Genomic DNA, 25090 nt, shown 5'->3' with positions numbered 1-25090 from the left:
GGCGGTTAAGCGGACTCCTGGATCGGTCGAGCGTGCTGGTCCGGATAAGTTTAGTCGGATGGGGCCGGTTCGTTGGGATTGGCGGTAAAACTGTAGGCCTGGCCGAAGCCGGCGATATAGTGGTAGCGAATCGGCGTCAATGCCAACAAGCGGAAGTCCGGCAAGTTGCGTAGCAGGCCGATGACCTTGCCGAACCGGTGTTCTAGCCCATCGAGTAATTCGACATAACGCGGATCGTCTCGCCCGATTTCGGCGACAGTGCAACTTACGCTGGCTCTGGGCCTGGCAAACGGATTGCCGGCTGCGTCGCCCAAAAACAGTAGCGAACCTTGGCGGCTGCGCAATAAGTTGCCGGTATGCTTGGCCAGACCGCTGACGTAAACGTAAAACAAGCCGTCCTGCTGCAATACCGGAGCATAGCTGGCTTCGGCATCGCCGTCGACCGTACAACTGGCGATAGCCGCGCCGTCGCTTGCCGCGATCAGGCTGAGGCAGTCTGCTTCCGGAGCGGCGGCCTGCATTGCTTTACGGCCGGGCCAATTCCGCGTGGCGGAAGCAATCGACGGTATGGTCGTTGACCATGCCCACCGCCTGCATGTAGGCGTAACAGATGGTGCGGCCGACGAACTTGAAACCGCGTTTTTGCAGATCCTTGCTCATGCGTTCGGATTCCGCCGAATAGGCGGGTATCTCGGCATGGGTTTGCCAGCGGTTCTGGATGGTACGGCCGCCGACAAAGCCCCAAATGTAACTGTCGAAGCTGCCGAACTGCTGTTGAACCGCCAGAAATGCCCTGGCGTTAGCGACGGCGGACTGGATTTTCAAGCGGTTTCTGACGATGCCGGGATTTACCAATAGCTGTTCGAGTTTGGTAGACCCGTATTCGGCGACGGCTTGCGGGTCGAAACCGTCGAAAGCGCTACGGTAGGCCGGCCGTTTGTTCAATATCGTGCGCCAGCTCAAGCCGGCCTGGGCGCCTTCCAGCACCAGAAATTCGAACAGCCGGCGGTCGTCGTGGAGCGGTTCTCCCCATTCGCTGTCGTGGTAGAGTTCCTCGTTGGCGCTGGCCAGCGCCCAAGCGCATTTGGCCGCCATCAGTCTTTGTTCATCATTTTTTTCAGATCGGCGAACGGATTAAAAGTCGCCGTTGGCGATTTGCCGTCCGTGCTGCTTTTGCCGCCGTAGCGCACCTGTTCTTCGTAGCGCTGGTGTTCGTTATCGTGGCAGTAAAGGCACAGCAGCTCCCAATTGCTGCCGTCGGGCGGGTTGTGGTCGTGGTCGTGGTTGATGTGATGTACCGTCAGTTCGCGCAGATTCTTATGGTCGAATTCCCTGGCGCAGCGCCCGCAGATCCACGGATACAATTTCAAGGCCTGCTCCCGGTAGCCTTTTTCCCGTTCTTCTTTGTAGCGCCGGGCTTCGGCAACGATATGGTAGGCTCTGTTATCCGACATGGTTTCCTCCGTTATCAACCGCCGGTCGCGTTCATGTGCCGCAAAATCACCGGCTGTTCGTGAATGTTGAATTCGTGTTTCTCGGGCTTGATCTGCATGGCCGCGACGATGGCTTGTTTCAGCGCGGCCATATCGCCCGGCTGCTCCCTGACCACGCGTTTCAGATCCACCGAGTGCTCGTTACCCAGACACAGCAGCAAGCGGCCTTCCGCTGTCAGCCTGACCCGGTTGCAGCTGCCGCAGAAATTGGCGCTGTGCGGCGAGATAAAACCGACCCGGCTGGCGCTGCCGTCGACGCGGTAGTAAGCCGACGGACCGCCAGTGTTGTCGGCGATCGCTTGTAAGCTGAAACGGCTGCTCAAGTCGCGGCGGATTTCGTCGCTGGTATAAAAACTCTCGCCGCGGTGGTGGCGGTCTACCACGCCGAGCGGCATTTCTTCGATGAAGCTGATGTCCAAGCCATGGTCCAGCGCAAACTGCACCAGATCGACGACTTCGTCATGGTTGCGGTGTTTCATGATCACCGCATTCAGTTTGATGCGCTCGAAACCGGCGGCGCGGGCGGCGGCGAGCCCGTCCAACACCCGTTGTAAATTGCCGGTGCGGGTCAGTTCGCGGAATTTTTCCGGGTGCAGGGTATCCAGGCTGATGTTCAGGCGTTTGACGCCGGCGGCGCGCAAGTCCGCCGCCATTTCGACCAGCTGCGAGCCGTTGCTGGTCAGTACCAGTTCTCTCAAGCCGGGCATGCCGCCGATTTCGCGCAGCAGACCGAGCGCGCCCTTGCGTACCAGGGGTTCGCCACCGGTGACCCGAATCTTTGTCACGCCGAGTTCGACAAAGGCTTGGCAGATCGTGCGAATTTCCTCCAGGCTGAGGATTTGGCTGCGCGGCAGGAATTCCATATCTTCGGCCATGCAGTAGACGCAACGGAAATCGCAGCGGTCGGTGATCGAGACCCGCAGATAATTGACCACTCGGCCGAAGCGGTCTATCAGTTGCAACGGTTTATTCGGTGCCATTACAGAACAATGAAAACGAAAGGAAATAAATAGTAACACGCTGCCGCCCGGTGTAAGAACGGCTCACGCTCAGATTGCGCGTTTCCTGAGGAGTTCCGGATTCGGTGGTTAGCGGCCGGCGTCGGCCAGGCGTTGCAACAACCCGAGTACCGCGATTTCGATTTGCGGCAGGGCTTGATCCGGATGGCTGTCGCCGATGTCGTCGACTTGCCAGTATTCGACGCGCTCGACCCAATCCGGAAATCGTTGCAGCAGCATCGGCAGGTGCTCGCTGCGTTTCAACGCCACGATCAGGCGGGCGCGCTGCAAATCCGGTTCGCTGACCGCGAGCGGCGGCCTTACCGGTTCGACCGGAATCCGGCGCAAAGCCAAGCCGCGCAGGGTGTGCGGCGATATCGGCCCGGCGTCGCGTTCCAGCAATTCGATCGCCAAACCGCGCGAATCGGCGCGCCAAGGCAAGCTGTAAGCCGGCGCGTGGTGGTTAAAAAGGTACTCGGCGAAACGGCTGCGGTAGTAATTGCCGGTACAAAGAAACAAGACTTGATCATGCATGCGAAGGCTTGCCCATGCCCGTGGGTCAACGTTTAACAGTGTCCGGCATTAGACAACGCCGCCGGGCCGTTTTCAAGTCTGCCCAATCAGGCCGGCAACTGCGCCTGTAAAAATCCGCCGATTTTCGCTTCCAGCCAGTAAGCGGGGCGGAACCCCGAGCCGCCGACGAAGCCGACATGGCCGCCGCCGTTGCTGATTTCCAAATGCACTGCGGCCGACAGTTCCGCCGGACTCGGCAGCACGCGTTCGGTCATGAACGGATCGTCTTTGGCTTGCAACAACAAGGTCGGCACCCGGATCAGCGGCAAAAACTGGCGCGAGCTGCTGCGGCGATAATAGTCGGCGGCGTCGGCGAAACCGTGCAGCCGCGCCACTACCCGATCATCGTATTGCCAGAACGAGCGAATCGGCTGCAGATCGCCGAGTTGGCGGATCCGTTCGGCCTGGTCGTCGCGGCCGATAACCAACAGATGGCGTTGCTTGATCCGCATGTATTGCTTCAATTCCCGCAACAGGTAGTCGCGGTAGATTCTGGAAAAACCCCGGTCCAATTTGTCGGCGCATTCACTCAGCACCAGCGGTACCGATACTGCGGCGGCGGCGAATAGGTCGGCATCGGTGCCTTGCTCGCCCAACCACTTCAGCAATACGTTGCCGCCCAGCGAAAAGCCGATCGCCGCCAGCGGCCGGCGCGGAAAACGCCGGCGCAGTTCCCGGTGCAAAAAGCCGATATCCTCGGTTTCGCCGGAGTGGTAGCAGCGGGCCAAGCGGTTCATTTCGCCGCTGCAACCGCGAAAATTAAGGGCCACGCTGGCAAAGCCATGGCTTGGCAAGCTGTGTTGCAAACCGGCGATATAACCCGAGCGGCTGCTGCCGGCCAGGCCATGCAGCAAAATCACCAGCGGTTTGGTCTCGTCTTCGCACCAGTCGATATCCAGAAAATCGCCGTCCGGCGTTTCCAGCCGTTCGCGGCGAATGGCTGCCGGTGGCGCGGTCCGCCGCAGCAAGGCCGGATAAATGGTTTGCAGATGGGGGCCGTTCAGCCACCAGGCTGGGCGGAAAGCGTTGTGCATGGTTGGCGCCTGCTTTATAGTTGAGCCGAGTATGAGTACCTGCCGCAAAATATACCGTCGCTCGCGACAAATGCCAGCCGGTGCGGTTTCGTCGGCTAAATCCGCTCCCCCTATTTCTTTCGCTGAATTTCCGATGGTTCGATGTCCCGGCCTGTACCGATAAAAAAAGCTCAGGCAAAGCCGCGCCCACCGGCCCGTGCCGGCCGCGCCAAACCGCCGCGTAAAGCCAAACGCAAACCGCCGGTTCGGGCGGAATGGAACGGCTGGCTGCTCAGTCTGGAAATTGCGGCACTGGCCGTCGCCGCGGTGTTGGCGACCATGTTTCTGCTGGGCTATTCGGCCAGCTGGTTGTCCGGCCCCGGTTTTTTTTCCAATCTATTGCCCTTCGCCGGCGGCGTCGTGCTGCTGGTGTTGGCCGCGGCATTATTGTTGATTGTCTGGTGGCAGGCGCGGCGCTGGCTCAGCGAGCGTTTGCGCTATTTGCCGGCCGCGACGGCAGTCGCGTTGGCGCTTAGCTGGGTTTGGTTCGTGCTGCACGACGGTTACACGCCGGTATTCACCCATTTCCGGACCCTGGTCGGCGGCAAGCAGGAGGCCGAGCGGGTGACGCTGGCGCATCAAGTTTATGCCGCGTATCGCCGGCACGACAGCGGCGGCCTGCAAAAAATGCTGGCGCGGGCGGCGTCGTTCGATCCGGCGATTACCGATGCGGCAAAGGCGTTCGATGTCGATGCGGATTTGCTGCACGGTATCGCCGCGACCGAATCGTCGTTCATGCCGCGCGACAGCCGCGACGGCGGCAAGGGCTTGTTTCAAATTACCGCGGTGCCCAAATTTATCACCCGCGAAGCCGCCCGCGAACTCGGCGTGGCCGAGCCCTCGGTTGCCGACCCTCGCCACAACGCTTATCTCGCCGCGGCGACTTTCAAGCACTACCTGGAAGAAATGAACGATGATCTGTTCCTGGGCTTGCTGGCATATAACATCGGCCCGCGCAACGGCGGTTTGCGTTTCATCATGCAGCAATACGGCGCCAGCGATTTCGCGACGATGCAGCCTTATCTGCAAACGCTGCCGCGGGATTACCCGATCCGGGTGTTGTCCTATGCCTTGGCGTTCAAGTTGTGGCGGCACGACGGCAAGTTATTGGCCTACGAGGAGGGCGATAACGCCGTGCATATCCAACAGGTGGGGATTCCGGGGCTTTGAACGGCGGGTTGGCGGGCGGTCCGGCGGAGATTCGGACCAATGCCGTTCAGTTTGGAAAAACACTCATCCCGGCAGTGAATGCCGGCTGCCACATCCCTGTGGACTGGATACCGGCAATCCCTGCCGGTATGACGGCTTAACCTACTGGCATTCGGTTTACCTGTTCATCGCAATCACGTTGTTGATCAGGCTGATGCCGGGAAAGTCGGCCATGATGATGCCCACCCGTTTGGTCAGGCGGATGTTCAGATTCAAGCGTTTGTACAATTCGTTCAAAGTGGCGTAATTCAGGCGCAGATCGGCGATGAATTTACTGCTGAGCTGGTTGGTTCCCAGGAAGGCGATCGAGCACAGGCTGCCCAGGCAACTGACCCTTGGGAAATCCGGATAGGTATTCGGGTTGGTCAGCGTGGTCAGGCCGGTCATCAATTGCGGCGCGCCGGTCTCGTGGGAACTGTGGCCGCTGGCGACGAAATACGGGAAGGCGCCGGTCGCACCGCTCAGGTAATTCAGATAGATTTTATTGCTGTCGCCGGTTGATGCCGACATGATTTGGCTTTTGACCTGCTGCCATTTGCCGTACAAGTCCCAGTTGGTTTTCAGTTCGTAGTTGTCCTGCACCGTGCCCTGGTTTTCCAGCGACGAATACGAGATGCCCTGTAACACGCCGGCGAAGTTTTGCAGCATTACCACCTTGCCGCGGACTGAACCCAGTGTCGGATTACTAGTGCCGTTCGGTGTCCAGAACAGGCCGGGATACTTACTGGCGATGGCGTTGAAGGTGTCGGCAAAGCTGCGGGTATTGTTCTTGCCGGTATTTTCCTCCTTGACCCGCATCACCACGGTTTCGCCCGGATTCGCCGCCAGAAAGGCGTCGACGGTATCCAACACGTCGCTGAAGGTCGCGTTTTGCAACACGATGCCGTGGGCGATTTGGAAATTGTTGGCGATATGCCAGCAACGGATGTCCAGCACCCGGATGCCGGCATTCAATTGGGTTTCCAGGTCCATGGACTGGGTTTGGGGAATGTCGCCGCCGTACAAAGCCATCGAGTCGTGAGTTCCTGGTAGCGACAATTGGCTCAATCTCAGCGTATCCGGCAGCGCGGTCAGCCATTTGGGATTGACGGCGCCGTTGTAACTGTCGTGGGAATAGGCGGCGTGGTCGATGGCGGTGGCGGCACCGGCGTCGAAGGCGATCGCGGCGGCGAATGTGCAGGCGGTCAAAATGGATTTGATGTTCATAGTAGCGTCCTCTTTTTGGCGGAAATTTGTTGGGTTAATGCCGATTGCTTCGGTCGCTAACTAAATCGCAAAGCCCGTGCCGGATTGGGTTGGATTTTTTATATGTTTGATAAAAAAGGATTATTTAGAATTTTGCCGACTGCTGGCATTGAGATGATGGCCGATTTCGATACGATATTTCGTAAGCAGTACAATATGCCGTAACTCGCTAGCCGCTAGCGGCTGCCGGAAAAATCGTGCGGTCGGCAGCGGTTCGCCTGCTTTCGCCGCGCCGAATTTGTGTTAATTTTGCCGGCTCGTTTCGTTACCACAGGAGCCTGCCGCATGAGCCACGACCCCGAAATAGCTGCGGTAAAGCAGTATTTACTCGATTTGCAAGACCGGATTTGCGCCGCACTGGAGGCGGAAGAGGCGGATGCGCGCTTTAGCGAAGACGCCTGGCAGCGGGCCGAGGGCGGTGGCGGCCGCAGCCGGGTGTTAGCCGGCGGCCAGGTGTTCGAACAGGGCGGCGTCAATTTCTCGCACGTGTTCGGCGACCGCCTGCCGCCGTCGGCGACCGCGAAACGGCCGGAGCTGGCCAACCGGCCGTTCGAGGCAATGGGCGTATCGCTGGTGATCCATCCGCGCAACCCGTACGTGCCGACCTCGCACGCCAACGTCCGCTTTTTCATCGCCAAAAAAGACGGCGAGCCGTCGATCTGGTGGTTTGGCGGCGGCTTCGATTTGACGCCGTTTTACCCGTTTTTGGAAGACGTCGAGCATTGGCATCGCACCGCCCGCGCCGCCTGCCAACCGTTCGGCGATGAGGTTTACCCCAAATATAAAAAGTGGTGCGACGAATATTTCTATTTGAAACACCGCAACGAAACCCGCGGCGTCGGCGGCCTGTTCTTCGACGATTTGAACGAACCCGATTTCGATCAGGCCTTCGCCTTTATGCAAAGCGTCGGCGATCATTACATCCCGGCCTATTTGCCGATCGTGCAAAAACGGCGGAATACGGCATATGGCGAGCGGGAGCGCGATTTTCAGTTATATCGCCGCGGCCGCTACGTGGAATTCAATCTGGTATACGACCGCGGCACGTTGTTCGGTTTGCAGACCGGCGGCCGTACCGAATCGATTTTGATGTCGATGCCGCCGCTGGCGCGCTGGCAATACAATTGGCAGCCCGAGCCGGGCAGTGCCGAAGCCGAGTTATACGAAACCTATCTAAAACCGCAGAATTGGTTGGGAAATTAACGCCGAATCGCACGATAGCCGCCAAATTGATCTCGGCCGATAAACTGGTATTCTTGGTTGCGGCACTATTCGAATTCGTCTTTAACCACGCTTGAAAACGGAAAAAATCTGGTATGCAAACATTAACTAAAACAATAACAAAGACTGCGACGATGATTGTTTTCGGCGCATTACTGCCGCTTGGTCACGCTGCCTGGGCGGAGTCGGACATGAAATTGCAGGAAAAAGCGCTGAAGGCGCGGGAAATGCAGAACATGGACCACTCCAAACATGCCGAGATGGAAGAAGCCGGCCAGACAGGCGGCTTTCGCGGCGTGTTTTACGGCTATCTGCCTTGCGAGCAGGAAGGTTGCGACGGCTTCAAAATGACCTTGTCGTTAAAGCAAAAGAACAATTACTTGCTGGTCACCCAATACGCCAAAGCCTCATCGCGCGAGTATTACGACAAGGGTAAATACACCTGGGACGATAGCAGCCGGACTCTGACCCTGGTGTCCAATAAAAACGAAGAGAAACGTCTGTTTGCGATCAAGGACGAAGGCACCTTGGTCCATTTGAATAACGACGGCCAGCCGTTGGCGGGCGACCAGGACGATTACACCCTGAGCCGCAGCGATAAAGCCAAATCCCGCGAAGTCCATATCCATTGAACCTTGCCTTATCAGCCCCTCTCCCGGCGCGCGGGCACGGGGCTGAAAACACTAGCGCACGCGGCGGCGTAGCGGAAAATCGACAAAATATTGCGAGCATTCGCAATACGGTTCACAAAAGATAGAGCGTCAAACCTGCCGGGTATAAAGAAAGCAATTGCCTGTTAATCGGCGTGCGGTTTTCGTTTTGACCAACCGCCGGCTCGCAGCCGGGCGTCAGTCCGGCCGCGCTGCCGCGCCGCAGCATTTCTTGGCTTTTTTGCCGGAACCGCACGGGCACGGATCGTTGCGGCCCACTTTTGCGGAGACGCGTTGCGCTTCGCGCAATTCGGCGCGGCCGCCGACATACAACCAACGACCGCTTTCGCGGCGGAACTGCGAACGCTCGGCATGCAGCATCTCCCGATTGTGCTGGCGGAAACGGGCAACGAATTCCACCTCGGCCGAGTCGCCGCGCTCGGCCCGGTCGACGATCTGCAAGCCTGTCCATTGACATTCGTCGGCCATCCGTTCGATATCGGCGCGCCCGAATTTGGCGCCGACTTCCGGGCTTTGCGTAAGCTCGATATGGTCCAGTTGCCGCGTTGCGAACGCGCTGTAGCGAGAGCGCATCAAGGCTTCGGCCGTCGCGGCCGGCGCGCCGGTGAGGATCGGGCCGCAGCAGGCCTGAAAATCCAGACCGGAACAGCAGGGGCATAAATTCAGCCGGTATTTGATAGCCATATTTTGTCGTTTGAATTGAGTTGCCCGCAGGCCGCTAACACGTCATCGCCTTTGGCGCCTCTGATCAGGGTCGGAATTTTAAAAGTATCTAAAACGGCTTTGAAATTTTCGATGGTCTCCCAATCCGGACAGGTATAACGAGACCCCGGAAACGGATTGATTGGAATTAAATTAATGTAGGCGCTTTTGCCTGCCAGCATCGTTCCCAGTTTTTTGGCATCGTCCGGGGTATCGTTGAAATCCTTTACCAAGATATATTCATAGGTAATAAACTGTTTCTTTTGTAAAGGAATTTCATCGATATACGCCAGCACTTCATCGAGCGGGTATTTTTTGTTGAGCGGAATCAGTTCATTCCGCTTCTCCGTAACAGGTGAATGCAGCGAGAGTGCCAGGTTGACGCCCGGAATTTCCTGGCGCCATCTTTTCAGCCCCGGAATATAACCGGCCGTTGAAACGGTAATTTTTTGAATGCCGATGGATGTGCCGTGTTGCGATAAGAAAATTTCGCAGGCTTTTTTAACGGCATCGAAATTATGTAACGGCTCGCCTTGCCCCATAAACACGATATTTAAGATGCGCTGTTCGCCAGGCCGATGATTGGCTAACCAACGCCAAGCCTGCAGAAACTGGCCAATAATCTCACTGGTGGTCAAGTTGCGTTTCAGCCCCTGTTCGCCGGTAAAGCAAAACGAACAATTCATCGCGCAGCCGACCTGCGACGAGAGGCAAATCGAATATTTGTTATTAAACGGTATAAGCACCGTCTCGACTTTATGACTGTCTTTCAGCCTAAACAAAAATTTTACGGTTCTATCCTTCTCCGATTCATAAACCGTATCGATTTCGGGCAGCGAAAAGTCGAAATTTTGCTGAAAAAAGTTCGATGACTGTTTCGATATTTTTTCCAGGCACGGCGCGGTTTCCTTTTTCTTGTAATGCCAATTAAAAAGAACGGACGCGACTGACGGATTCAAGCCATTTTGACTTATAACCGCTTCTAAATCGGAATAATTCAAATCGTAGAAAGAGGGTTTCAAAAATTCACTCCGGATAATACGAATCTGGCCGCTGCCAATTCAGCTGATCGACAGGCGCTGGCCGCGCAGCGGCTCATTCGGCCAATAACGCCGCAATCGCGGCTTTGGCGTTGCATTGGGCAACAGCTTCGGCAAGCTGGGCAGCCGTCAGTTTGTGCTTGATGGCCTGGGTGCCTTGCCAAGCGAATGCCTGGTATTCCTTTTGGGCGAAGGTGGCAAGCTGGCATTTTTTCCAGGGCGAATTTTCGAACGGCATTTTGTCGTCTGGCGCCAAAGGTTCCATGCCTTCGGAACTCGGCGCATAGATCAGAAACTCGCCCTTCATCGCCAGCACCGCACGGTATTGTCCGGCCGTGGTCAGGTATAGGCAACCGACTTCGATCTCGGCTTGTTGCAGCCAAAGGCTTTTGTTTTTCTTTTGCTTTTTCATGCGTGACGCGGAGGGATACTAGATTTTTCCAAAAAGAGATTTAAATGCTCGAGCATTGGCAATAGTGGATAGTAACGTCAAAATCATGCCACTTGCCAAGCTTTTCCAATTCAGGCGGGTTGGGCGGCGAGTATAGGCTAACCGGAATAAATTCGGTCGGGTTGTGCGTTTTTAAAGATCGTCACCGGCGCCGTTGCGGCTTTAACCGCGCGCCGGGCCGTCCAGCGACAGCCGCAAGCCGCGAAAACGCTTGCGGTATTGGGCCGGCGTCAGTTTGACCTGGCGTTGGAATAGCCGGTTGAAGAAACCGGCGTCTTCGTAACCGACGTCGCGGGCGATGGTTTCGACCGGCAGGTCGCCGGCTTCCAGCAATTGTTTGGCTTCCTCCAAGCGTAGCGTGTGCACGTATTCCAGCGGCGACAGGCCGGTGGCGGCTTTGAAGCGCCGGTTCAGACTGCGTTCGCTGAGGCCGCTCAGCTTGGCCATGGCCGCGACCGGCGCCGGGCTGCGGTAATGCTCGGCAATCCAGACCTGGCAGCGGGCGATGAGCGCGTCCTCGACCTGGCGCGTCTGCGCCAATCGCGCATAAGGCTGTTGGCCGATCTGATGCCAGTCGATCAGATTCAGTTTGGCCACCTGCATTGCCGCTTCCACCGACACCAGCCGGGCGATCAGAAACAAGGCCAGATCCAGCCAGGAAGTGCCGCCGCCGGCCATGACCAGACGCTGGCCGTCGCCGGAGCAGACCAGCGAACGCTGGCCGTGCACGTTAACCTTGGGAAAACGCTGCCGCAACGTCGCGCAGTAGGCCCAATGGGTGGTGGCGTCGTGGCCGTCGAGCAGGCCGGCCTCGGCCAGCAGCATCGCGCCGGAGCAGGATGCGGCCAGCGTCGCACCGGCGTGGTAGCGCTCGATCAGCCAAGCGATTTCCCGGTCGAACAGACCGGTCATCGGTGCGCTGGGCGGAATGTTGACTTCCGGCACGCAGACCACCGCGACCGGCGGACAATCCGCCAGCGGGTAATTGACCGGTACCGGGATGCCGTTGCAGACCATCAACGGGCCCGGTTCGGCAGCCACCAGCAGCGGCCGGATCGCCTGCGGGCCGGGGCTGCCGCCGACGATCAGCGGCCAGTCCCGGCCCACCGACAACAATAAGTCGTACAATCCGAAGATCACCGAGGCGCTGGAGGCCGGAAATATCAAGATCGCCACCGGAATCGGCGCGTTGGCCGATTCGGACTGTTTTGCGCCGATTTGCCGCTGGTCCGGCCCGTCAACCTGGGCTATGGTATCGCCTCTGTCGGAATCCATTGCGTGTGACGCCATGCCTACTCCTCTCGAATTATTGCTCGACCCGATGTCGTTAACCGTGTTTGCGCTGTATGCGCTGCTGATTGCCTGGGAAGCCTTGCTGCCGGCAAGGCCGTTGCCGACGGTGCCGGCTTGGCGCCGGCGAGGCATCGCCGCGTTTGTTTGTTACTGGCTATTATCGTCGTATCTGCCGCTGCTGTGGAACGGCTACTTGCTGCGCTACCAATGCCTGGACCTGACCGGTCTGGGCGACGCTTACGGCGCGCTGGCCGGGCTGTTACTCTACGAATTCGGCGTCTATCTGTGGCATCGGTCTATGCATGCATCTGTAAGTCTGTGGCGCAGTTTTCACCAGTGGCACCACAGTGCCGAACGGCTGGACTGCTTCGGCGCCTTCTGGTTTAGCCCGTTGGACATGCTGGGTTGGACGCTGCTGTCCAGTCTGGCCTTGACGCTATTGATCGGCGTCACGCCGCAAGCGGCGGCCTGGGTGCTTTATGCGACCACGTTCTGCAGCGTGTTTCAGCACGCCAACGTCAAGACGCCGCATTGGCTGGGCTATTTTTTACAACGGCCGGAAAGCCATTCCATACACCATCAGTCGGGCGTGCATGCCGGCAATTACTCCGACTTGCCCTTGTTCGACCTGTTATTCGGTACCTTCCGCAATCCGCGGGAGTTTGCCGGTCAAACCGGGTTTTACCGCGGTGCGTCGAACCGGCTATGGGACATGCTGTTGGTGCGCGACGTGACCCGGCCGCCGGCTGCTGCGGTCGCGGCCGGCGCTAACCGGCGGCGGAGATCGCTATGAGCGGCTGGCGGTTTGCCCTGGCGGCGTTGGCGATCTCGGCTTTCGCCCTGGTTTGGAACGGCTTGGTGCACGGGTTGCTGCTAGCCGACGCCGAGACCGAGTTGCAACTGCTGATGCGTCCGCCATCGAGCCGCAGCCTGCCGTTGGCGCTGCTGCTGACCGTCGCTATCGCCGGCCTGTTCGTATATGCCCATGCCGCTTGGGTGCGCCCGGCCAATCTGAAGCAATCGGTCGGCCACGGCGCGTTTTTCGGCTTGCTGGCCGGTTTGCTGGTCGACTTGAACCAGTTTCTGTTGTACCCGATTCCCGGGTCGTTGGCATTGGCCTGGTTCGGTTGCGGCGTCGTCGAGTTCTGCGGTTACGGCCTGTTGGCCTATTGGCTGTATCGGCCGCGTGCGGCGGCAAAAACGAAAGCGATATAAATCCAACCGAACCGCACTCGGCGTATCGAACGATTCCGAGAGGAGAATATGAGCAGTGTAGAACGACATTACGCGGACCATTTGGCCCCGATCTACCTATGGATGGCCGGCGGCGTCGAGAGCGCTTTGCAAGCCGGCCGGGCAGACCTGGACGCACTGGATTTGGCATTGGCAGTGGGTTGCAAAGTGGCCGATCTCGGCGCCGGTTTCGGCATGCACGCGATTCCGCTGGCCGAACGAGGTTGCCGGGTCACAGCTGTGGATCGTTCCGAATTGTTGCTCGGCAGCCTCGAAGGCCTGCGCGGCAATTTGGCGATCGAAACCGTGAATGCCGACTTGCTGGATTTTGGCGCCTACCTGCCGGACCCGGTCGCAGCTATTTTCTGCATGGGCGACACGCTGACCCATTTACCGGATTGCGCAGCGGTGGAAGCCCTGATCCGGCGGGTAGCAGCGGCATTACTTCCCGGCGGCGCGTTTGTCGCCACCTTCCGCGATTACACAGCCGAACTGCTGGGCGACCGCCGCTTCATCCCGGTCCGGGCCGACGATAGCCGGATTCTGACCTGTTTTCTGGAATACCGGCCCGATACGGTTTTGGTGCACGACATCTTGCACGAACGCGAACAGGGCGTCTGGCGGACCCGCGTCAGCCATTACCCCAAACTGCGGCTGTCTGCGGAGGTATTGGCCGGCGCCTGCAGCGCCAACGGTTTGGCGGCCAGTCTCGATTCGGGGCCGCGCGGCATGGTCAGGTTGGTGGCTCGGCGGTAGTGGAAATGTTTTCGTTTTCGGCCGGCGAGAACGATGTGAACGATTAGCGGGCGGTGCGGGTGAGAAGTAGCGGTAGTGGTTCGGAACGAGGAGCCCGGAACGCCAATCGACGTTCCGGGCCGAAACCGCAGCGGCCGGTTTTGCTGCCGGCTACGGTGTGCGGGCTTGGCCGATGCCTAGGCTTATTTCAGGATTTCGGCGGCCGCCGCTTTCAGTTTGGCGGTGTCGGCCTGCATCGGTTTCATCATGTCGTTTTTGGAGGCTTTGGCGCCGGCCACCAACTCGTCTACGGTTTTGAATTTGCTTTTCAAAGCGTCGACCCCCGGTGCCACCGAGCCGTTGTGGCAACCTTTGCAGGTATCGGCTTCTCCGGCAGACGCCAAGGATGGCAGCAAGGCTACGGCAATAGATGCGGTGAAGGTTATTAGGGCTTTTTTCATTCTCGGTCTCCTCGGTGTTGTAGTAATTATTGACTCAGAGATAGCGTTCGCGCGTGTTCTGAGTTGTCGCCGCGCGAACGTTAAACGCAACCGGCTTTTATCCGCTTGCGAAAAATTTTCTACCACAGCACAAAAGCCAATGCAAATTCCGTCGCGCCGACACCGACTCATCGGGCGCAGTTGCGCCCCGCGCCCTTGGCTAAATACAACTGGCGGTCGGCCGCGTCGAGCAGTTCCGTCGGCGCTTGGCCGGGCTGCGGAATCAAGGCGGCCGCGCCGAGACTGACCGTGATCGAGTCCGATACGGCGGAATTGCGGTGCAGGATGTGTTGGGCTTCGATATCGCCGCGCAGTTGGTCGGCGATGCGCAACGCGCCGGCGGTGTCGGTTTCCGGCAGCAGGATCACGAATTCTTCGCCGCCGTAGCGGGCCGCCAAATCGCCCGGCCGGCTGGCGGCTGCAGCCACGCAGCCGGCGACTCGTTTCAGGCATTCGTCGCCGGCGCCGTGGCCGTGATGGTCGTTGTAGGCCTTGAAATAATCGATGTCGGCCAAAATCGCGGCCAGCGGGGCTTGGCTGCGTTGCGCCCGCTTCCACTCGTTGTCCAGGGTTTGGTCGAAGCGGCGCCGGTTGGGAATTCCGGTCAATGCGTCGATCCAGGCCATCGCTTCCAGCATGTCGGTGGCCTGTTTCAGGCGGATGTGGTTGCGGATGCGGGCCTTGACCACCGGCAGATAAAACGGTTTGGTGATGTAATCCAGCGCCCCCAGGTTCAGGCCGCGCTCCTCGTCGCTGGCATCGTTCAACGCGGTGACGAAGATCACCGGTATCGAACTGGTTTGCGGGTTGGCTTTCAGGTGGCGGCAGACTTCGTAGCCGTCCATTTCCGGCATCATCACGTCCAGTAGAATCAAATCCGGCGCGCCTTGCGCGGCAATGGCCGCCAGCGCCGCCGCACCGCTGGCGGCGACTTTGATCCGGTAATCCTGGATCAGATTTTCCGCCAGAACCTGAATATTGGTAGGGGTGTCGTCGACGATCAATATCAGCGGTTTCGGCAGATCGGTCTTCATGGCGGCGGTTCAAGGCAAGTGGCGTTTGATGGTAATTTCCAGTTCCTGCAGTGTCACGCGTGCCTGTCGATAATTGATATCGCCGACATATTTTTCGATCAATTGCACTAGCCGTAGCGCGTCGGCTCCCGCTACGGCCCGGCACAATTGATCGGTGATTTCGCGCGGTACGTAGTCGCTGCCGTCCAACAGCGCCGCCAGTTGCCCGGCCAAGCGGTCGGCGGCCGGCCAATCGGCCGTTTCGGTGCCGCCGCCGTTGCCGGCCAGCGGCCGGCTGTAGGCGGCGATGGCTTGCAGCGTTTGCGCCAACTTCCGGCTCAAGGCTTCCAAATCGGCCGGCGACCAAGTACCTTGCAGCAACTCCGCTTCCAGGCGGCCGGCGATGCCGCTCAGTTCCGCCGCGCCGATCGCGCCGGCGGCCCCCTTCAGGTAATGCAGCCATTGCGCGCCGGGTTGCAGTTCGCCGGCCAACAGATGCCGGCGCAACTTGGCGTCGGCGTCGGTGAATTTTTCGGCAAAGCGGTCGAGCAATAATTGCAATTTACCGGCATCGGCAATTGCCGCGGCGATGTAATCCCAATCGAAACCGGGCAGCGCGTCATGTCCGGCGCCGATCGCGAAGGCTGGCGGCAAAGCGGCCGGCGGCTGCGTGTCTTTGGGCCGGATGCAGCGTAACAACGCGGCAATCAGCGTTTGCGGCAGTACCGGCTTGCCGACGTGGTCGTTCATGCCGGCGGCGTAACATTCGTTGCGGTCCGGCTCTTGCACCGCAGCGGTCATGGCGATGATCGGCAATTGGTCGCGGTCTTTTTCGGTCCGAATCAGCCGCGCCGCCTCGATGCCGCTCATTTCCGGCATTTGCAGGTCCATCAGCACGGCGTCGAAACGTTCGCGGCGCATGGCCTCCAAGCCCTCGCGACCGTTGTTGGCAACGCTCACGTTCAAGCCGGCGTTGGTCAGATATTCGCAGGTCACCATTTGGTTGATTTCGTTGTCTTCCACCAGCAGGATGCGGGCGCCGCGGATCGGCGCGGCCATTTCCGCCAATTGCGGCCGGTTGGGTTCGGCCGCGGCGTTGGGTATGCCGCCTTGCAAGCGGGTCACCGAATCCAGCAACATCGACGGCAACACCGGTTTGACCAGCACGTCGTCGGGCGGCGTGTCGCCGGCGGCGTGGAGCAAACTTTCCCGGCTGAAGGCGGTGACCATGATCACGACCGGCGCGTGGCGGATTTCCGCCTGCCGCACCATGTCCTTGATGGCGCGAGTGACTTGAATGCCGTCCAGCCCCGGCATTTTCCAGTCCAGCAAGACCAGTTCGAAGTCCTGGCCGGCTTGGTTGGCCCGGCTGAGCAGGGCCAACGCGTCGGCGCCGTTGGCGGCCTCTGCCACTTCGAAGCCCCAGTTTTGCAAAATGTCGCGCAGCATTTGCCGGGAGATGTCCAGGTCGTCGACCACCAGCACCCGCATGCCGGCCAATTGCTCCGGCCCTTGTCGGCTTTGCTTTTCGGCCGCAAACGGCAGCCGCAATTCGAATTCGAACAGGCTGCCCTTGCCGATTTCGCTTTCGACGTGCAGATCGCCGCCCATCATTTCGACCAGGCGTTTGCTGATGGTCAGGCCCAGGCCGGTGCCGCCAAAGCGGCGGGTGATGGAGCCGTCGGCCTGGGTGAAGGCCTGAAACAAATTGGCGGCTTGTTCGGCGGTCATGCCGATGCCGGTGTCGCGTACCGAAAACAAAAGATGGGCAAGGCCGTCCCGTTTGCAGAGCAGGGAAACTTTGATGTGGATTTCGCCGCGTTGCGTGAATTTGACGGCGTTGCCGACCAGGTTGTTCAGAATCTGGCTTAGCCGCAAGGCGTCGCCGTCCAGCAGCAGCGGCACGGCCGGGTCGAGTTCCAGCACGACCTCCAGTTGCTTTTCCTCGGCGCGGACGATGAATAAATTCAGCACGTTTTCGAGCACTTCTTCCAGATTGAAGGTTTCCAAGGCTAATGCCATACGGCCGGCTTCGATTTTCGAGTAATCCAGAATGTCGTTGGTAATTGCCAGCAGCGCCAGCGAAGAGGTATGGATCTTGCGCAAATAATCGCGCAGCTTGGCGGGCGGGTTAGCGTTCAAGGCGAGATCCGACAGGCCGATGATCGCATTCATAGGCGTGCGGATTTCATGGCTCATGTTGGCCAGAAACAGGCCTTTGGAGCGGGAAGCCGCCTCCGCCAGTTCCTTGGCTTGCAGCAACTCGGCGGTGCGTTGCGCCACTTCGTGCTCCAGCCGGTCGCGGTGTCCGGTCAGGGTTTGGTCGCGGCGTTGGATCTCTTCCAACATGCTGTTGAAGGCGTCGACCAATTCGCCGATTTCGTCGCGATGGCGTTGCGGCACGCGCAAGCTGTAATTTTGTTCGTGGGCAATCAGGCGTGCGGTGGCCGCCAACTGCTCGACCGGACCGGAGACGATGCGTTGCAGGCGCAAGGCCAGCAGCGATACCACGATCAAGGCCAGTGCCGCGGCGGTGAGGCCTTTGCCGAGATCGGCGAGTTGGCTGTTCCAGTGGCCGGTAAAGTCGGCTTGCATCAGCACGTAACCAACGTATTCGGTATTGCGGATCACCGGCGCGTATAACTCCGCGCTACGGCTCCAGAAGTCGGTGCGCAGCTGCCGCGCCGGCGAGCGCGAATCGTACGGCGGCGGAGCCGGTTGGCCGTTGCGGTTCCAGTTGGCCAGCACCGAGCCGTCGGCCGCCACCATCCAGGCCGCGGCGATTTCCTGGTGCTCTTGCAGTGAGTTCAGCAGGCGGCGGGCTTCGTTTTGGTCGGAAAACATCAGGGCAGCCTGGCCGTTTTCGGCCAGCACGTCGGCCAGTCCGGCGATGTCCTGCAAGGCGTTACGGTAGCGGCTGACCGCCGAACTGACCGCCATTGCCGACAAGCTGACCAACAGACACACCGCGCAGCTCAGCATGATGATCGAGAGCAATTTGCGGCGTAGAGACCAATTCGGAAAGTCGGGTAAAACGCGCATCGGTCTATCTCCCGTAGACATGGCTGGCGATGTTCAACAGTTGGCCGGGAAGCCTTAGCCCGGCATGGCGGATCGATTCCAGATTGACTTCGAACACGACTTTGTTGTCGCGGAACAGCAAGGCTATGCCGCCGCCTTTTTCGGCGAAATCGGCGATATCCGACAGCGTCAGTATCGGCGCACTGCCCAGGTTTTTCAGTATCGGCACCATCCGCTGTTGTTCGGAGACGCCGACGAACAGCAACTGGCAATCGGCCAGCGACGTGTCGGTAGAGCTGTGCAATGTGACTTTCAGGCTGCGTTCGCCGGCCTTGCGCCCGTCCAGGCTCTGCAAGGCGCCGTCCAGTACGTTGTTGCCGACCACACACAGGTTGATATCGGCAGTCACCGGCGCAGCGGCATCGGGCCATTCCACGAATTTGGCGAAGTTGTACAGGTAGGCGGCCTTGATCTGGGCTTCGGACAAGCCGTCGGCGGCCTGGGGTTGCCGGCTGTCCGCTGCGAATAAGGCCAATAGCTGGAGTGCGGCGACAAGCAGGGCCCGGATGCGGCGCCATTCCGGTGCCGGCCGCCCGGATTTGCCCGACTGGCGGCGCTGGCCTGGCTCGGTCGATTTCGTTCCGCATCGGTTAACTCGGCGCTTTATCAGCGTTCGCTCTGAGCGTGTCGAAGGGCGCTCCAATTTGGGCTTCGACCAACTCAGCCCGAACTTAATACCGGCAATCATTCGGGCCGAGTTGATAAGCGCTGGGTGAATGGGCCCTAACCGCGGCAACGCGGAAACCAGAGTAGCTAGCGCGCCGACCAATCCGGAACGCAAACGGCAAAACGCACGGCGGCGCAAGCTGCGGGCGGCCGAGGTTGACGGTGCGTCTGGGGCGGTTGGTGTCATCTATCGTGTGGTGCAACGGGATCGGTGTGCCGACGGCGGGCGCCGAGCTTGACACGGTCAAAGGCCATCCAGGCTCGCATGGTTTTTATTCCGTAGGCTAAGGTAACAGCTTGTCGCCGCGGCCGCTACAGTATTGGCCGCGGCTTGCCGGCGCGCGGAACTAGCCGCCGCGGTGTGCGGCGACTGTTTTTTACCCCAAGCCTTTGTTCGGGCAACGGCAGAAGCCGTTCAGTTCGACATAGGCTTGGCCGGCGCTGGCGCCACTGACGCTGCAGGCCCCTTCCCAGTATACCGGGCCGATCCACAGCCTGTGCTGGGCGCGCAGTTCCTGATCCTTGACTAGCGGTTCCACCGTAAAAGTCTCGCCGCGCACGGTCACTGCCCAGCCGGATGGATAGGTACAACCGGTGTGCGGACTAATCCATTCACCCAACACTTTGACATCGAATTCATGCGCGGCCAGCGTCACAGTCTGGCCCTGGGCGTCAGTGATCGAACCGGACTTCTCGACGTTGCTGTCGCTGCCCTTGAAGTCGAACAGCATGATTTGCCGGTTGTCTTCCAGTTCGATAGCAAACCATTGCCAGCCTTGCTGAATGGCTTGGTAGAGTTCGCCGTATTGACGGTCGAACCAGCTATTACCGCTGACGTTGAAGGTCCGGCCGCCGACACTGATCGTGCCGGTGGTCGCCATTTTCGGCCGGGAATAGTAATAGGTGTAGCCGCCGAAACGGTAGGGATGGGCGTCGCCGCCGTAATGCAGAGCCGGCTCTTGCGTCGATTTCAGTTCCAGATCCAGCACGTAGCCGTCGACTTCGGCGTGCAGGCGGTCGCTGCCGTTACCGCCGACCGCGGTGACTTTGTTGTCTTTGCCGGAGGTCAGGTTGAAGCCGTTCGGCGTGCGCTGCGGCAAATGGAATTCGACGAATTCTTTGAAACTGAATTTTTGGCCGTCGACGTCGGTCACGGCGGCCTGCACCAGTTGGTCGCGGAAAATCACCAGACTGTCGAACGAGAAGAACACCACTTCGAAACCGAAGCGGCGGCCGTCTTCGGTGAACAAATGCCCGGTCCAGTACCACCATTGCACCTGTTCGGTCGGTAAAAAGGCGTCGTCGGCCGGCAATTCGACCGGGCCGATCAAACCCCGGCGCGGCAGGAACAGCCAGGCGGCGACCGCCAAGGCCAACAGCAGCCAGGGTAACCAAGCCGGCCACAGCCAGCCGACCAGCAGCACGATGCCCGCTGCGATCCAGGGTAGGTATTTTTTCAAGAACGCTTGCATGGTAGGTACTCGCATAGAGGGAAAAATCAAAAACGCCAACTGAGTTTGCCGTAGATCGAGCGCGGAATTTCTGCCGCAGCGCCGGGCAGAGAAATGGCGGCCGAGTCTTGAAATTCCGGATGCCGCGGCGAGAACAGGTTTTGGGCAACGAATGCAAGTTCCAGTCCGGAAACCGGTTCGTAAGCCAGGCGGGCGTCGAAGGTGGTGTAAGCCGGAATTCGCTGGCCGACCGCAGCCAGTTTGCCGACATGGCGCAAGGTCAGGTCGAGTTTGATTCGTTCCGGCAAATCCATCTGCCAGCGCAGCGAGCCGCGGTGGCGCGGACTGAGGCCGGCGATATCCGGGTTATTGCTGTCGTAAGGCCGTTCGATTTTCAGATGGCTGTAATTGCCGGTAAAGCGCATCCAATCCAAGGCTTGCCATTCGCCGGCGATTTCGATGCCACGGGTGGTGACTTCGCGGCTGTTGTTGTACCAGATCAGCGGTTGGGTCAAGGTGGCGAAGTTGAGCGCCCCTTGGCGGAACATGATCAGATCGGTGTAATGGTTACTGAACGCGGCAATATCGGTGGAAAACTTGTCGGTCCATTGCGTCCGGTAGCCGATCTCGGCACTGAACACTTTCTCGGCCCGCAAATCGGGATTGGGCTGCGCCATAACCTGAATCTGATCGAAGGGTGCCGGGAAGCCGGTGGGAACGCCGCCCAAGGCAATATTGGCCTGAGCCTCGCCGCGCGACGGCGTGCGCGCCGCCCGCGACACCGAGGCCCACAGCGAATGTTTCGGGTCCGGTGTCCACATCAGCCGGGCATTGGGTTGCACCTGGGTGTTGCCGAAATGGCTTTCTTCCAGTTTGGTGCCTAAAGTCAAACGCAACGTGTTGTCGATCAGCGTGATGTCGTCCTGCACAAAGGCACTGCCGTTATGGTAGCCCAGGCTGGTAGGGTTGAACGCGATCGCCGCGCTGCCCGTGGTTGCGCTGTGGATGAAGCGGTAGCTGGCGCCCCACATCAGGTCGTGGTCGGCATTGGGATGCAGCCGGTGCTGGAAATCGATGTCGAACATGTCCTGGCTGTCGGATAACGCCGCTGCGCTGAAATTGACCCGGTCGTAATACCCTTGCAGCATAAACTCGGAGCCGTCGCTGAGGTTGCCTTCCCAGCGCGCCAGCAGGTTGGCGCCTTCGGCATGGTCGTCGGTATCGAACGGCCTGTTGAAAGGCGCCCCGACGGTTTGCGCCGGCACCGTGTTGCCGACGTTCTTGCGGTAGACGTCGCCTTGCACGGTGTAGCGGTTATCGTTGGAGACGCGGTTGTCGATCCGGAAACCGCCCTGGACCGAGCGCCAGTCGTCGTGCAGACGTTCTCCGGTGTTGCGGACAAAGGTATTGCGCTCGAAAGTTCTGGCGTAAACCCGGTAACTGCCGTCGTCGCCGACCCGGCCGCCGTGGCGGTAACCGGCGAAGCCGGTTTCCTGGTTGCCGCCGCCGGCCACCAGCAGGTTGCCCTGGGTATCCTTGGCTTTTTTGGTGATGATGTTGATCACGCCGTTCACCGCGTTGGCGCCCCACATCACGGCGCCGGGGCCGCGGATCACTTCGATGCGTTCGATGTCCTCCATCATCGTGTCCTGCAAGTCCCAGAACACGCCGGAGAACAACGGCGTATACACCGAACGGCCGTCCATCAATACCAGCAGTTTGTTGGCATAGCGGCCGTTGAAGCCGCGGGCGGTAACCGACCACAGGCTGGCGTTGATTTGCGCGACTTCGAGGCCGGGCGCCAAGCGCAGCGCATCGGGAATCGAGGTCACGCCGGAGCGGCGAATGTCGTCCTGGCTGATGACGAAAGCGGCGGCGGCCGTGTCGGATACGGTTTGGGTTTTTCTGGACGCCGACGATACTTCCATCTGCATCAGTTCGTTGATCGACAAGTCTTCCAGTGCCGGGAGCGGCTCGGCCGCCACGGCGCAATTGACGCTTAAGGCCAGTCCGAAAAAAATGCGGCGCGAACCGGGCATCGCCGGCACGAATTGGCTGAATAGGAACGGCTGGTAAGGTTTCATGTTTGCGGACTGGTTAACGTGGCTGGCGGCGAATCGGCATCGGTATCTGAAGTAAGCTGGCTGCGGTGTGGTTAAGGGCCGGTCGGGTTTCGCTCCGGTACCGGCCGGTCTAAGTATGGCGGGAATTTGCAAAAAGCAAGGTTTGGCGCTCGGTTTTCGATCGGCCTGGCGCGGCGGCGGCCGAGGGAGTGCAATGCATTCCCCTGTTTCCGATTTTATTCGAATCGCGCCAAAGACTGATCGGCTCGCGAATAAAAATATGCCGGACAAGTCTTAACCGCCGCCTGTTGGTACAATGCCGCGTTTTTTCCAGTCATTTATCCGGGAGTATTCCATGATTCGCTTTCCTGCCGAATGGGAACCGCAAGCGGCGGTTATCATCGCCTGGCCGCACCATAGCGGCGATTTCAGCAATTTGTCCGCGGTCGAGGATTGCTACCACGCGGCCGCTACCGCGATCAGCCGGTTTCAGCCGTTGGTGATCGTGTGCAAGGACGGCGAGCATCAAAAGCATATCCAGACGCAATTGCCGCACAATCCGCAAGTCCATTACGTGCAAGCCGAGTACAACGACATTTGGCTGCGCGATACGGTATTTCTGACGATGGAGTGGCAACATCCGAAGGCTAGCGTGCAAATGTTGAATTTCCGTTTCAACGGCTGGGGTAACAAATACCCGCATGCCGCCGACGATGCGTTGAATCTGGCATTGTTCGCTCACCCTATTTTCAAGGGTTACCCGACCGCGACGCTGGATTTGGTGTTGGAAGGCGGCAGCATCGAATCCGACGGCCAAGGTACCTTGATGAGCACCAAGAATTGCCTGTTCAATCCGAACCGCAATCCGGAGATGTCCGCCGACGCGATTACCGGCCAATTGCAGAACTATTTGGGGGCGAAGCGCATGCTGTGGGTCGAACAAAGCAATCTGGCCGGAGACGATACCGATGCCCATATCGATACGCTGGCAAGGTTTTGCAGTGCCGATACCATTGCCTATACCGCTTGCGAGGACAGCGAGGATCCGCACTATGCCAGCTTGAAAAATATGGAGTCCCAACTGCAGGCTTTCCGCACCGAAGCCGGCGCGGCTTATAAATTGGTGGCGTTACCGCTGCCGAAACCGATTTTCGACGAACACGGCCAGCGTTTACCGGCCAACTACGCCAATTTCCTGATTATCAACGGGGCAGTGCTGGTACCGGTTTACGACGATGCCAACGACGCTGTCGCGTTGCAGCGTTTGGCAACCTGCTTCCCGGATCGCGAAGTCGTTGCCGTGCCTTGCCGCGCATTAGTGCACCAATACGGCAGCCTGCATTGCGCCAGCATGCAGGTACCGGCCTTCGTCAAACTGAACTTTTGAAAATCAACCCTTGGTATTGTTTCCGGCGCGAATGTTCGCGCCGACCGATTTAGCGTAATCACTTGAGTATGAAGAAAACGATCATCGCTTGTGCGGTGCAACAACCGTGCAATCGCGGCCGGGAGACCAATCTGGCCTATTCCATCAGCCAAATCGCAGCGGCCGCCAAGCAAAATGCCGACTTGGTCGTGCTGCCGGAACTGCATCTGGACCATTATTTTTGCCAAAGCGAAGACACGGCTTGTTTCGATTTGGCGCAGCCGGTGCCAGGGCCGACCTGCGAGGTGCTGGCGCAAGTCGCCGCCGACAATAAAGTCATGATCGTATCGACGATCTTCGAAAGGCGGGCGCCGGGGCTCTACCACAATACGGCCGTGGTGTTCGACAAGGACGGCAGCATTGCCGGCACCTTTCGCAAAATGCACATTCCGGACGATCCGGGTTTCTACGAAAAATTTTATTTCACGCCGGGCGATCTCGGCTTTCGGCCGATCGAAACCTCAATCGGTAAATTGGGGGTATTGATCTGCTGGGACCAGTGGTATCCGGAAGCGGCGCGGCTGATGGCCTTAGCCGGTGCGGAGGTGTTGATTTATCCGACCGCCATCGGTTGGGACCCGAGCGACGCAGCGGAAGAGCAACAGCGCCAGCGCGACGCCTGGGTGACTGTGCAACGCGGCCATGCGGTGGCCAACGGTTTACCGGTGATTTCCTGTAATCGGATCGGCTTCGAGCCGGCGCCGGACCAGGCGCAAGGCATCCAGTTTTGGGGCAATAGTTTTATCGCCGGTCCGCAGGGCGAGATTTTGACCAGCGCCGACGATAAACAGGATTTACTGCTGTTTGCTGAACTCGATGTGCAACGCAGCGAAGATGTTAGAAGGATCTGGCCGTTTTTACGCGACCGCCGTATCGAAGTCTACCAGGATTTGTTGCGCCGTTACATCGATTAAGCGCGCTTTACGTAGCCGGGCGCCGCGTCGAAACGGCGC

25 protein-coding genes are annotated in these 25090 nt (G+C 59.2%); 8 read left to right on the top strand and 17 right to left on the bottom strand.

The genetic code is table 11. The features are described from left to right. Positions 1–50: 50 nt before the first annotated feature. The 6 genes from NP603_RS17005 to NP603_RS16980 all read right to left on the bottom strand — a co-directional run bounded on the left by NP603_RS17005 (position 51) and on the right by NP603_RS16980 (position 4098). Positions 51–521, bottom strand: a complete 471-nt coding sequence (locus tag NP603_RS17005; RefSeq protein ID WP_256612088.1) for a pyridoxamine 5'-phosphate oxidase family protein — start codon at positions 519–521, stop codon at positions 51–53. Positions 522–525: 4 nt separating this feature from the next. Continuing rightward, on the bottom strand, positions 526–1095 hold the full coding sequence (locus NP603_RS17000; protein WP_256612087.1) for a DNA-3-methyladenine glycosylase I: 570 nt from the start codon (positions 1093–1095) through the stop codon (positions 526–528). Next, entirely contained in the window at positions 1095–1454 is a 360-nt protein-coding gene (locus NP603_RS16995) for a YajD family HNH nuclease (protein ID WP_256612086.1), read from the bottom strand. The genes NP603_RS17000 and NP603_RS16995 overlap by 1 nt, the downstream gene beginning before the upstream one ends. A gap of 14 nt (positions 1455–1468) precedes the next feature. Continuing rightward, entirely contained in the window at positions 1469–2473 is a 1005-nt protein-coding gene (gene moaA / locus NP603_RS16990; protein ID WP_256612085.1) for a GTP 3',8-cyclase MoaA, read from the bottom strand. A gap of 108 nt (positions 2474–2581) precedes the next feature. Continuing rightward, on the bottom strand, positions 2582–3025 hold the full coding sequence (locus NP603_RS16985; RefSeq protein WP_256612083.1) for an arsenate-mycothiol transferase ArsC: 444 nt from the start codon (positions 3023–3025) through the stop codon (positions 2582–2584). Between the two features lie 86 nt (positions 3026–3111). Then, positions 3112–4098 carry a hydrolase gene (locus tag NP603_RS16980; RefSeq protein WP_256612082.1) on the bottom strand — a complete coding sequence of 329 codons (987 nt, stop codon included), beginning with the start codon at positions 4096–4098 and terminating at the stop codon, positions 3112–3114. Between the two features lie 141 nt (positions 4099–4239). On the opposite strand from NP603_RS16980, the gene NP603_RS16975 reads away from it, so the two are divergent. Continuing rightward, positions 4240–5307 carry a lytic transglycosylase domain-containing protein gene (locus NP603_RS16975; RefSeq protein WP_256612081.1) on the top strand — a complete coding sequence of 356 codons (1068 nt, stop codon included), beginning with the start codon at positions 4240–4242 and terminating at the stop codon, positions 5305–5307. 156 nt (positions 5308–5463) lie between these two features. Here the strand turns inward: NP603_RS16975 and NP603_RS16970 are convergent, their stop codons facing one another. Next, on the bottom strand, positions 5464–6552 hold the full coding sequence (locus NP603_RS16970) for a phosphatidylinositol-specific phospholipase C (protein ID WP_140911429.1): 1089 nt from the start codon (positions 6550–6552) through the stop codon (positions 5464–5466). Positions 6553–6876: 324 nt separating this feature from the next. On the opposite strand from NP603_RS16970, the gene hemF reads away from it, so the two are divergent. Together hemF and NP603_RS16960 are read left to right on the top strand one after the other, a co-directional pair. Further along, positions 6877–7794 carry an oxygen-dependent coproporphyrinogen oxidase gene (gene hemF, locus NP603_RS16965; RefSeq protein ID WP_256612080.1) on the top strand — a complete coding sequence of 306 codons (918 nt, stop codon included), beginning with the start codon at positions 6877–6879 and terminating at the stop codon, positions 7792–7794. A gap of 209 nt (positions 7795–8003) precedes the next feature. After that, entirely contained in the window at positions 8004–8444 is a 441-nt protein-coding gene (locus NP603_RS16960) for a copper resistance protein NlpE (RefSeq protein WP_256612079.1), read from the top strand. A gap of 216 nt (positions 8445–8660) precedes the next feature. Here NP603_RS16960 and NP603_RS16955 read toward each other — a convergent pair whose 3' ends face one another. From NP603_RS16955 to NP603_RS16940, 4 genes are all read right to left on the bottom strand, one after another. Continuing rightward, positions 8661–9167: a YchJ family protein gene (locus NP603_RS16955; protein WP_256612078.1), complete on the bottom strand. Its 507-nt coding sequence runs from the start codon at positions 9165–9167 to the stop codon at positions 8661–8663. Next, positions 9146–10207, bottom strand: a complete 1062-nt coding sequence (gene rlmN / locus NP603_RS16950) for a dual-specificity RNA methyltransferase RlmN (protein ID WP_256612077.1) — start codon at positions 10205–10207, stop codon at positions 9146–9148. The genes NP603_RS16955 and rlmN overlap by 22 nt, the downstream gene beginning before the upstream one ends. A 73-nt stretch (positions 10208–10280) precedes the next feature. Further along, positions 10281–10637: a hypothetical protein gene (locus tag NP603_RS16945; protein ID WP_256612076.1), complete on the bottom strand. Its 357-nt coding sequence runs from the start codon at positions 10635–10637 to the stop codon at positions 10281–10283. A 201-nt stretch (positions 10638–10838) separates the two neighbouring features. After that, the gene (locus NP603_RS16940; RefSeq protein ID WP_256612075.1) at positions 10839–11966 is read right to left on the bottom strand and encodes a GlxA family transcriptional regulator; all 1128 of its coding nucleotides are present in this window, start codon (positions 11964–11966) and stop codon (positions 10839–10841) included. On the opposite strand from NP603_RS16940, the gene NP603_RS16935 reads away from it, so the two are divergent. The 3 genes from NP603_RS16935 to NP603_RS16925 are packed head-to-tail and all read left to right on the top strand — an operon-like array spanning position 11965 to position 13958. Next, positions 11965–12762 carry a sterol desaturase family protein gene (locus NP603_RS16935; RefSeq protein WP_256612074.1) on the top strand — a complete coding sequence of 266 codons (798 nt, stop codon included), beginning with the start codon at positions 11965–11967 and terminating at the stop codon, positions 12760–12762. The genes NP603_RS16940 and NP603_RS16935 overlap by 2 nt on opposite strands. After that, the gene (locus NP603_RS16930) at positions 12759–13184 is read left to right on the top strand and encodes a hypothetical protein (protein WP_256612073.1); all 426 of its coding nucleotides are present in this window, start codon (positions 12759–12761) and stop codon (positions 13182–13184) included. Before NP603_RS16935 ends, NP603_RS16930 begins: the two co-directional genes overlap by 4 nt. A gap of 48 nt (positions 13185–13232) precedes the next feature. Then, on the top strand, positions 13233–13958 hold the full coding sequence (locus NP603_RS16925; protein ID WP_256612072.1) for a class I SAM-dependent methyltransferase: 726 nt from the start codon (positions 13233–13235) through the stop codon (positions 13956–13958). A gap of 182 nt (positions 13959–14140) precedes the next feature. Here NP603_RS16925 and NP603_RS16920 read toward each other — a convergent pair whose 3' ends face one another. From NP603_RS16920 to NP603_RS16895, 6 genes are all read right to left on the bottom strand, one after another. Next, entirely contained in the window at positions 14141–14398 is a 258-nt protein-coding gene (locus NP603_RS16920) for a hypothetical protein (RefSeq protein ID WP_256612071.1), read from the bottom strand. A gap of 167 nt (positions 14399–14565) precedes the next feature. Further along, the gene (locus NP603_RS16915; protein ID WP_256612070.1) at positions 14566–15471 is read right to left on the bottom strand and encodes a diguanylate cyclase; all 906 of its coding nucleotides are present in this window, start codon (positions 15469–15471) and stop codon (positions 14566–14568) included. Between the two features lie 9 nt (positions 15472–15480). Beyond that, positions 15481–18492, bottom strand: a complete 3012-nt coding sequence (locus NP603_RS16910; RefSeq protein ID WP_256612069.1) for a response regulator — start codon at positions 18490–18492, stop codon at positions 15481–15483. A 4-nt stretch (positions 18493–18496) separates the two neighbouring features. After that, a complete protein-coding gene (locus tag NP603_RS16905) occupies positions 18497–19006 on the bottom strand; it encodes a YfiR family protein (RefSeq protein WP_256612068.1) in 510 nt (169 codons plus the stop codon). Between the two features lie 568 nt (positions 19007–19574). Next, a complete protein-coding gene (locus tag NP603_RS16900; protein WP_256612067.1) occupies positions 19575–20669 on the bottom strand; it encodes a lipocalin-like domain-containing protein in 1095 nt (364 codons plus the stop codon). A 26-nt stretch (positions 20670–20695) separates the two neighbouring features. Continuing rightward, positions 20696–22732, bottom strand: coding sequence for a TOL_0244 family TonB-dependent receptor (locus NP603_RS16895; RefSeq protein ID WP_256612065.1), 2037 nt, complete (start codon positions 22730–22732; stop codon positions 20696–20698). A gap of 334 nt (positions 22733–23066) precedes the next feature. On the opposite strand from NP603_RS16895, the gene NP603_RS16890 reads away from it, so the two are divergent. Together NP603_RS16890 and NP603_RS16885 are read left to right on the top strand one after the other, a co-directional pair. Beyond that, on the top strand, positions 23067–24098 hold the full coding sequence (locus NP603_RS16890) for an agmatine deiminase family protein (RefSeq protein WP_256612064.1): 1032 nt from the start codon (positions 23067–23069) through the stop codon (positions 24096–24098). Positions 24099–24166: 68 nt separating this feature from the next. After that, positions 24167–25051: a carbon-nitrogen hydrolase gene (locus tag NP603_RS16885; protein ID WP_256612063.1), complete on the top strand. Its 885-nt coding sequence runs from the start codon at positions 24167–24169 to the stop codon at positions 25049–25051. Positions 25052–25090: the final 39 nt, after the last annotated feature.

It is taken from the genome of Methylomonas aurea (assembly GCF_024505045.1).
Classification (GTDB): domain Bacteria; phylum Pseudomonadota; class Gammaproteobacteria; order Methylococcales; family Methylomonadaceae; genus Methylomonas; species Methylomonas aurea.
This window is presented reverse-complemented; position numbering and strand designations above follow the sequence as displayed.

Bases quoted from the DNA above. Each gene is read 5' to 3' on its own strand.
- NP603_RS16900 (WP_256612067.1), bottom strand. From the start codon at position 20,669: ATGCAAGCGTTCTTGAAAAAATACCTACCCTGGATCGCAGCGGGCATC.
- NP603_RS16980 (WP_256612082.1), bottom strand. From the start codon at position 4,098: ATGCACAACGCTTTCCGCCCAGCCTGGTGGCTGAACGGCCCCCATCTG.
- NP603_RS16895 (WP_256612065.1), bottom strand. From the start codon at position 22,732: ATGAAACCTTACCAGCCGTTCCTATTCAGCCAATTCGTGCCGGCGATG.
- NP603_RS16890 (WP_256612064.1), top strand. From the start codon at position 23,067: ATGATTCGCTTTCCTGCCGAATGGGAACCGCAAGCGGCGGTTATCATC.
- moaA (WP_256612085.1), bottom strand. From the start codon at position 2,473: ATGGCACCGAATAAACCGTTGCAACTGATAGACCGCTTCGGCCGAGTG.
- NP603_RS16935 (WP_256612074.1), top strand. From the start codon at position 11,965: ATGCCTACTCCTCTCGAATTATTGCTCGACCCGATGTCGTTAACCGTG.
- NP603_RS16960 (WP_256612079.1), top strand. From the start codon at position 8,004: ATGAAATTGCAGGAAAAAGCGCTGAAGGCGCGGGAAATGCAGAACATG.
- NP603_RS16930 (WP_256612073.1), top strand. From the start codon at position 12,759: ATGAGCGGCTGGCGGTTTGCCCTGGCGGCGTTGGCGATCTCGGCTTTC.
- NP603_RS16920 (WP_256612071.1), bottom strand. From the start codon at position 14,398: ATGAAAAAAGCCCTAATAACCTTCACCGCATCTATTGCCGTAGCCTTG.
- NP603_RS16985 (WP_256612083.1), bottom strand. From the start codon at position 3,025: ATGCATGATCAAGTCTTGTTTCTTTGTACCGGCAATTACTACCGCAGC.
- NP603_RS16975 (WP_256612081.1), top strand. From the start codon at position 4,240: ATGTCCCGGCCTGTACCGATAAAAAAAGCTCAGGCAAAGCCGCGCCCA.
- NP603_RS16945 (WP_256612076.1), bottom strand. From the start codon at position 10,637: ATGAAAAAGCAAAAGAAAAACAAAAGCCTTTGGCTGCAACAAGCCGAG.
- NP603_RS16885 (WP_256612063.1), top strand. From the start codon at position 24,167: ATGAAGAAAACGATCATCGCTTGTGCGGTGCAACAACCGTGCAATCGC.
- NP603_RS17005 (WP_256612088.1), bottom strand. From the start codon at position 521: ATGCAGGCCGCCGCTCCGGAAGCAGACTGCCTCAGCCTGATCGCGGCA.
- NP603_RS16915 (WP_256612070.1), bottom strand. From the start codon at position 15,471: ATGAAGACCGATCTGCCGAAACCGCTGATATTGATCGTCGACGACACC.
- NP603_RS16910 (WP_256612069.1), bottom strand. From the start codon at position 18,492: ATGCGCGTTTTACCCGACTTTCCGAATTGGTCTCTACGCCGCAAATTG.
- NP603_RS16995 (WP_256612086.1), bottom strand. From the start codon at position 1,454: ATGTCGGATAACAGAGCCTACCATATCGTTGCCGAAGCCCGGCGCTAC.
- NP603_RS16925 (WP_256612072.1), top strand. From the start codon at position 13,233: ATGAGCAGTGTAGAACGACATTACGCGGACCATTTGGCCCCGATCTAC.
- NP603_RS16940 (WP_256612075.1), bottom strand. From the start codon at position 11,966: ATGGCGTCACACGCAATGGATTCCGACAGAGGCGATACCATAGCCCAG.
- hemF (WP_256612080.1), top strand. From the start codon at position 6,877: ATGAGCCACGACCCCGAAATAGCTGCGGTAAAGCAGTATTTACTCGAT.
- NP603_RS17000 (WP_256612087.1), bottom strand. From the start codon at position 1,095: ATGGCGGCCAAATGCGCTTGGGCGCTGGCCAGCGCCAACGAGGAACTC.
- NP603_RS16955 (WP_256612078.1), bottom strand. From the start codon at position 9,167: ATGGCTATCAAATACCGGCTGAATTTATGCCCCTGCTGTTCCGGTCTG.
- NP603_RS16970 (WP_140911429.1), bottom strand. From the start codon at position 6,552: ATGAACATCAAATCCATTTTGACCGCCTGCACATTCGCCGCCGCGATC.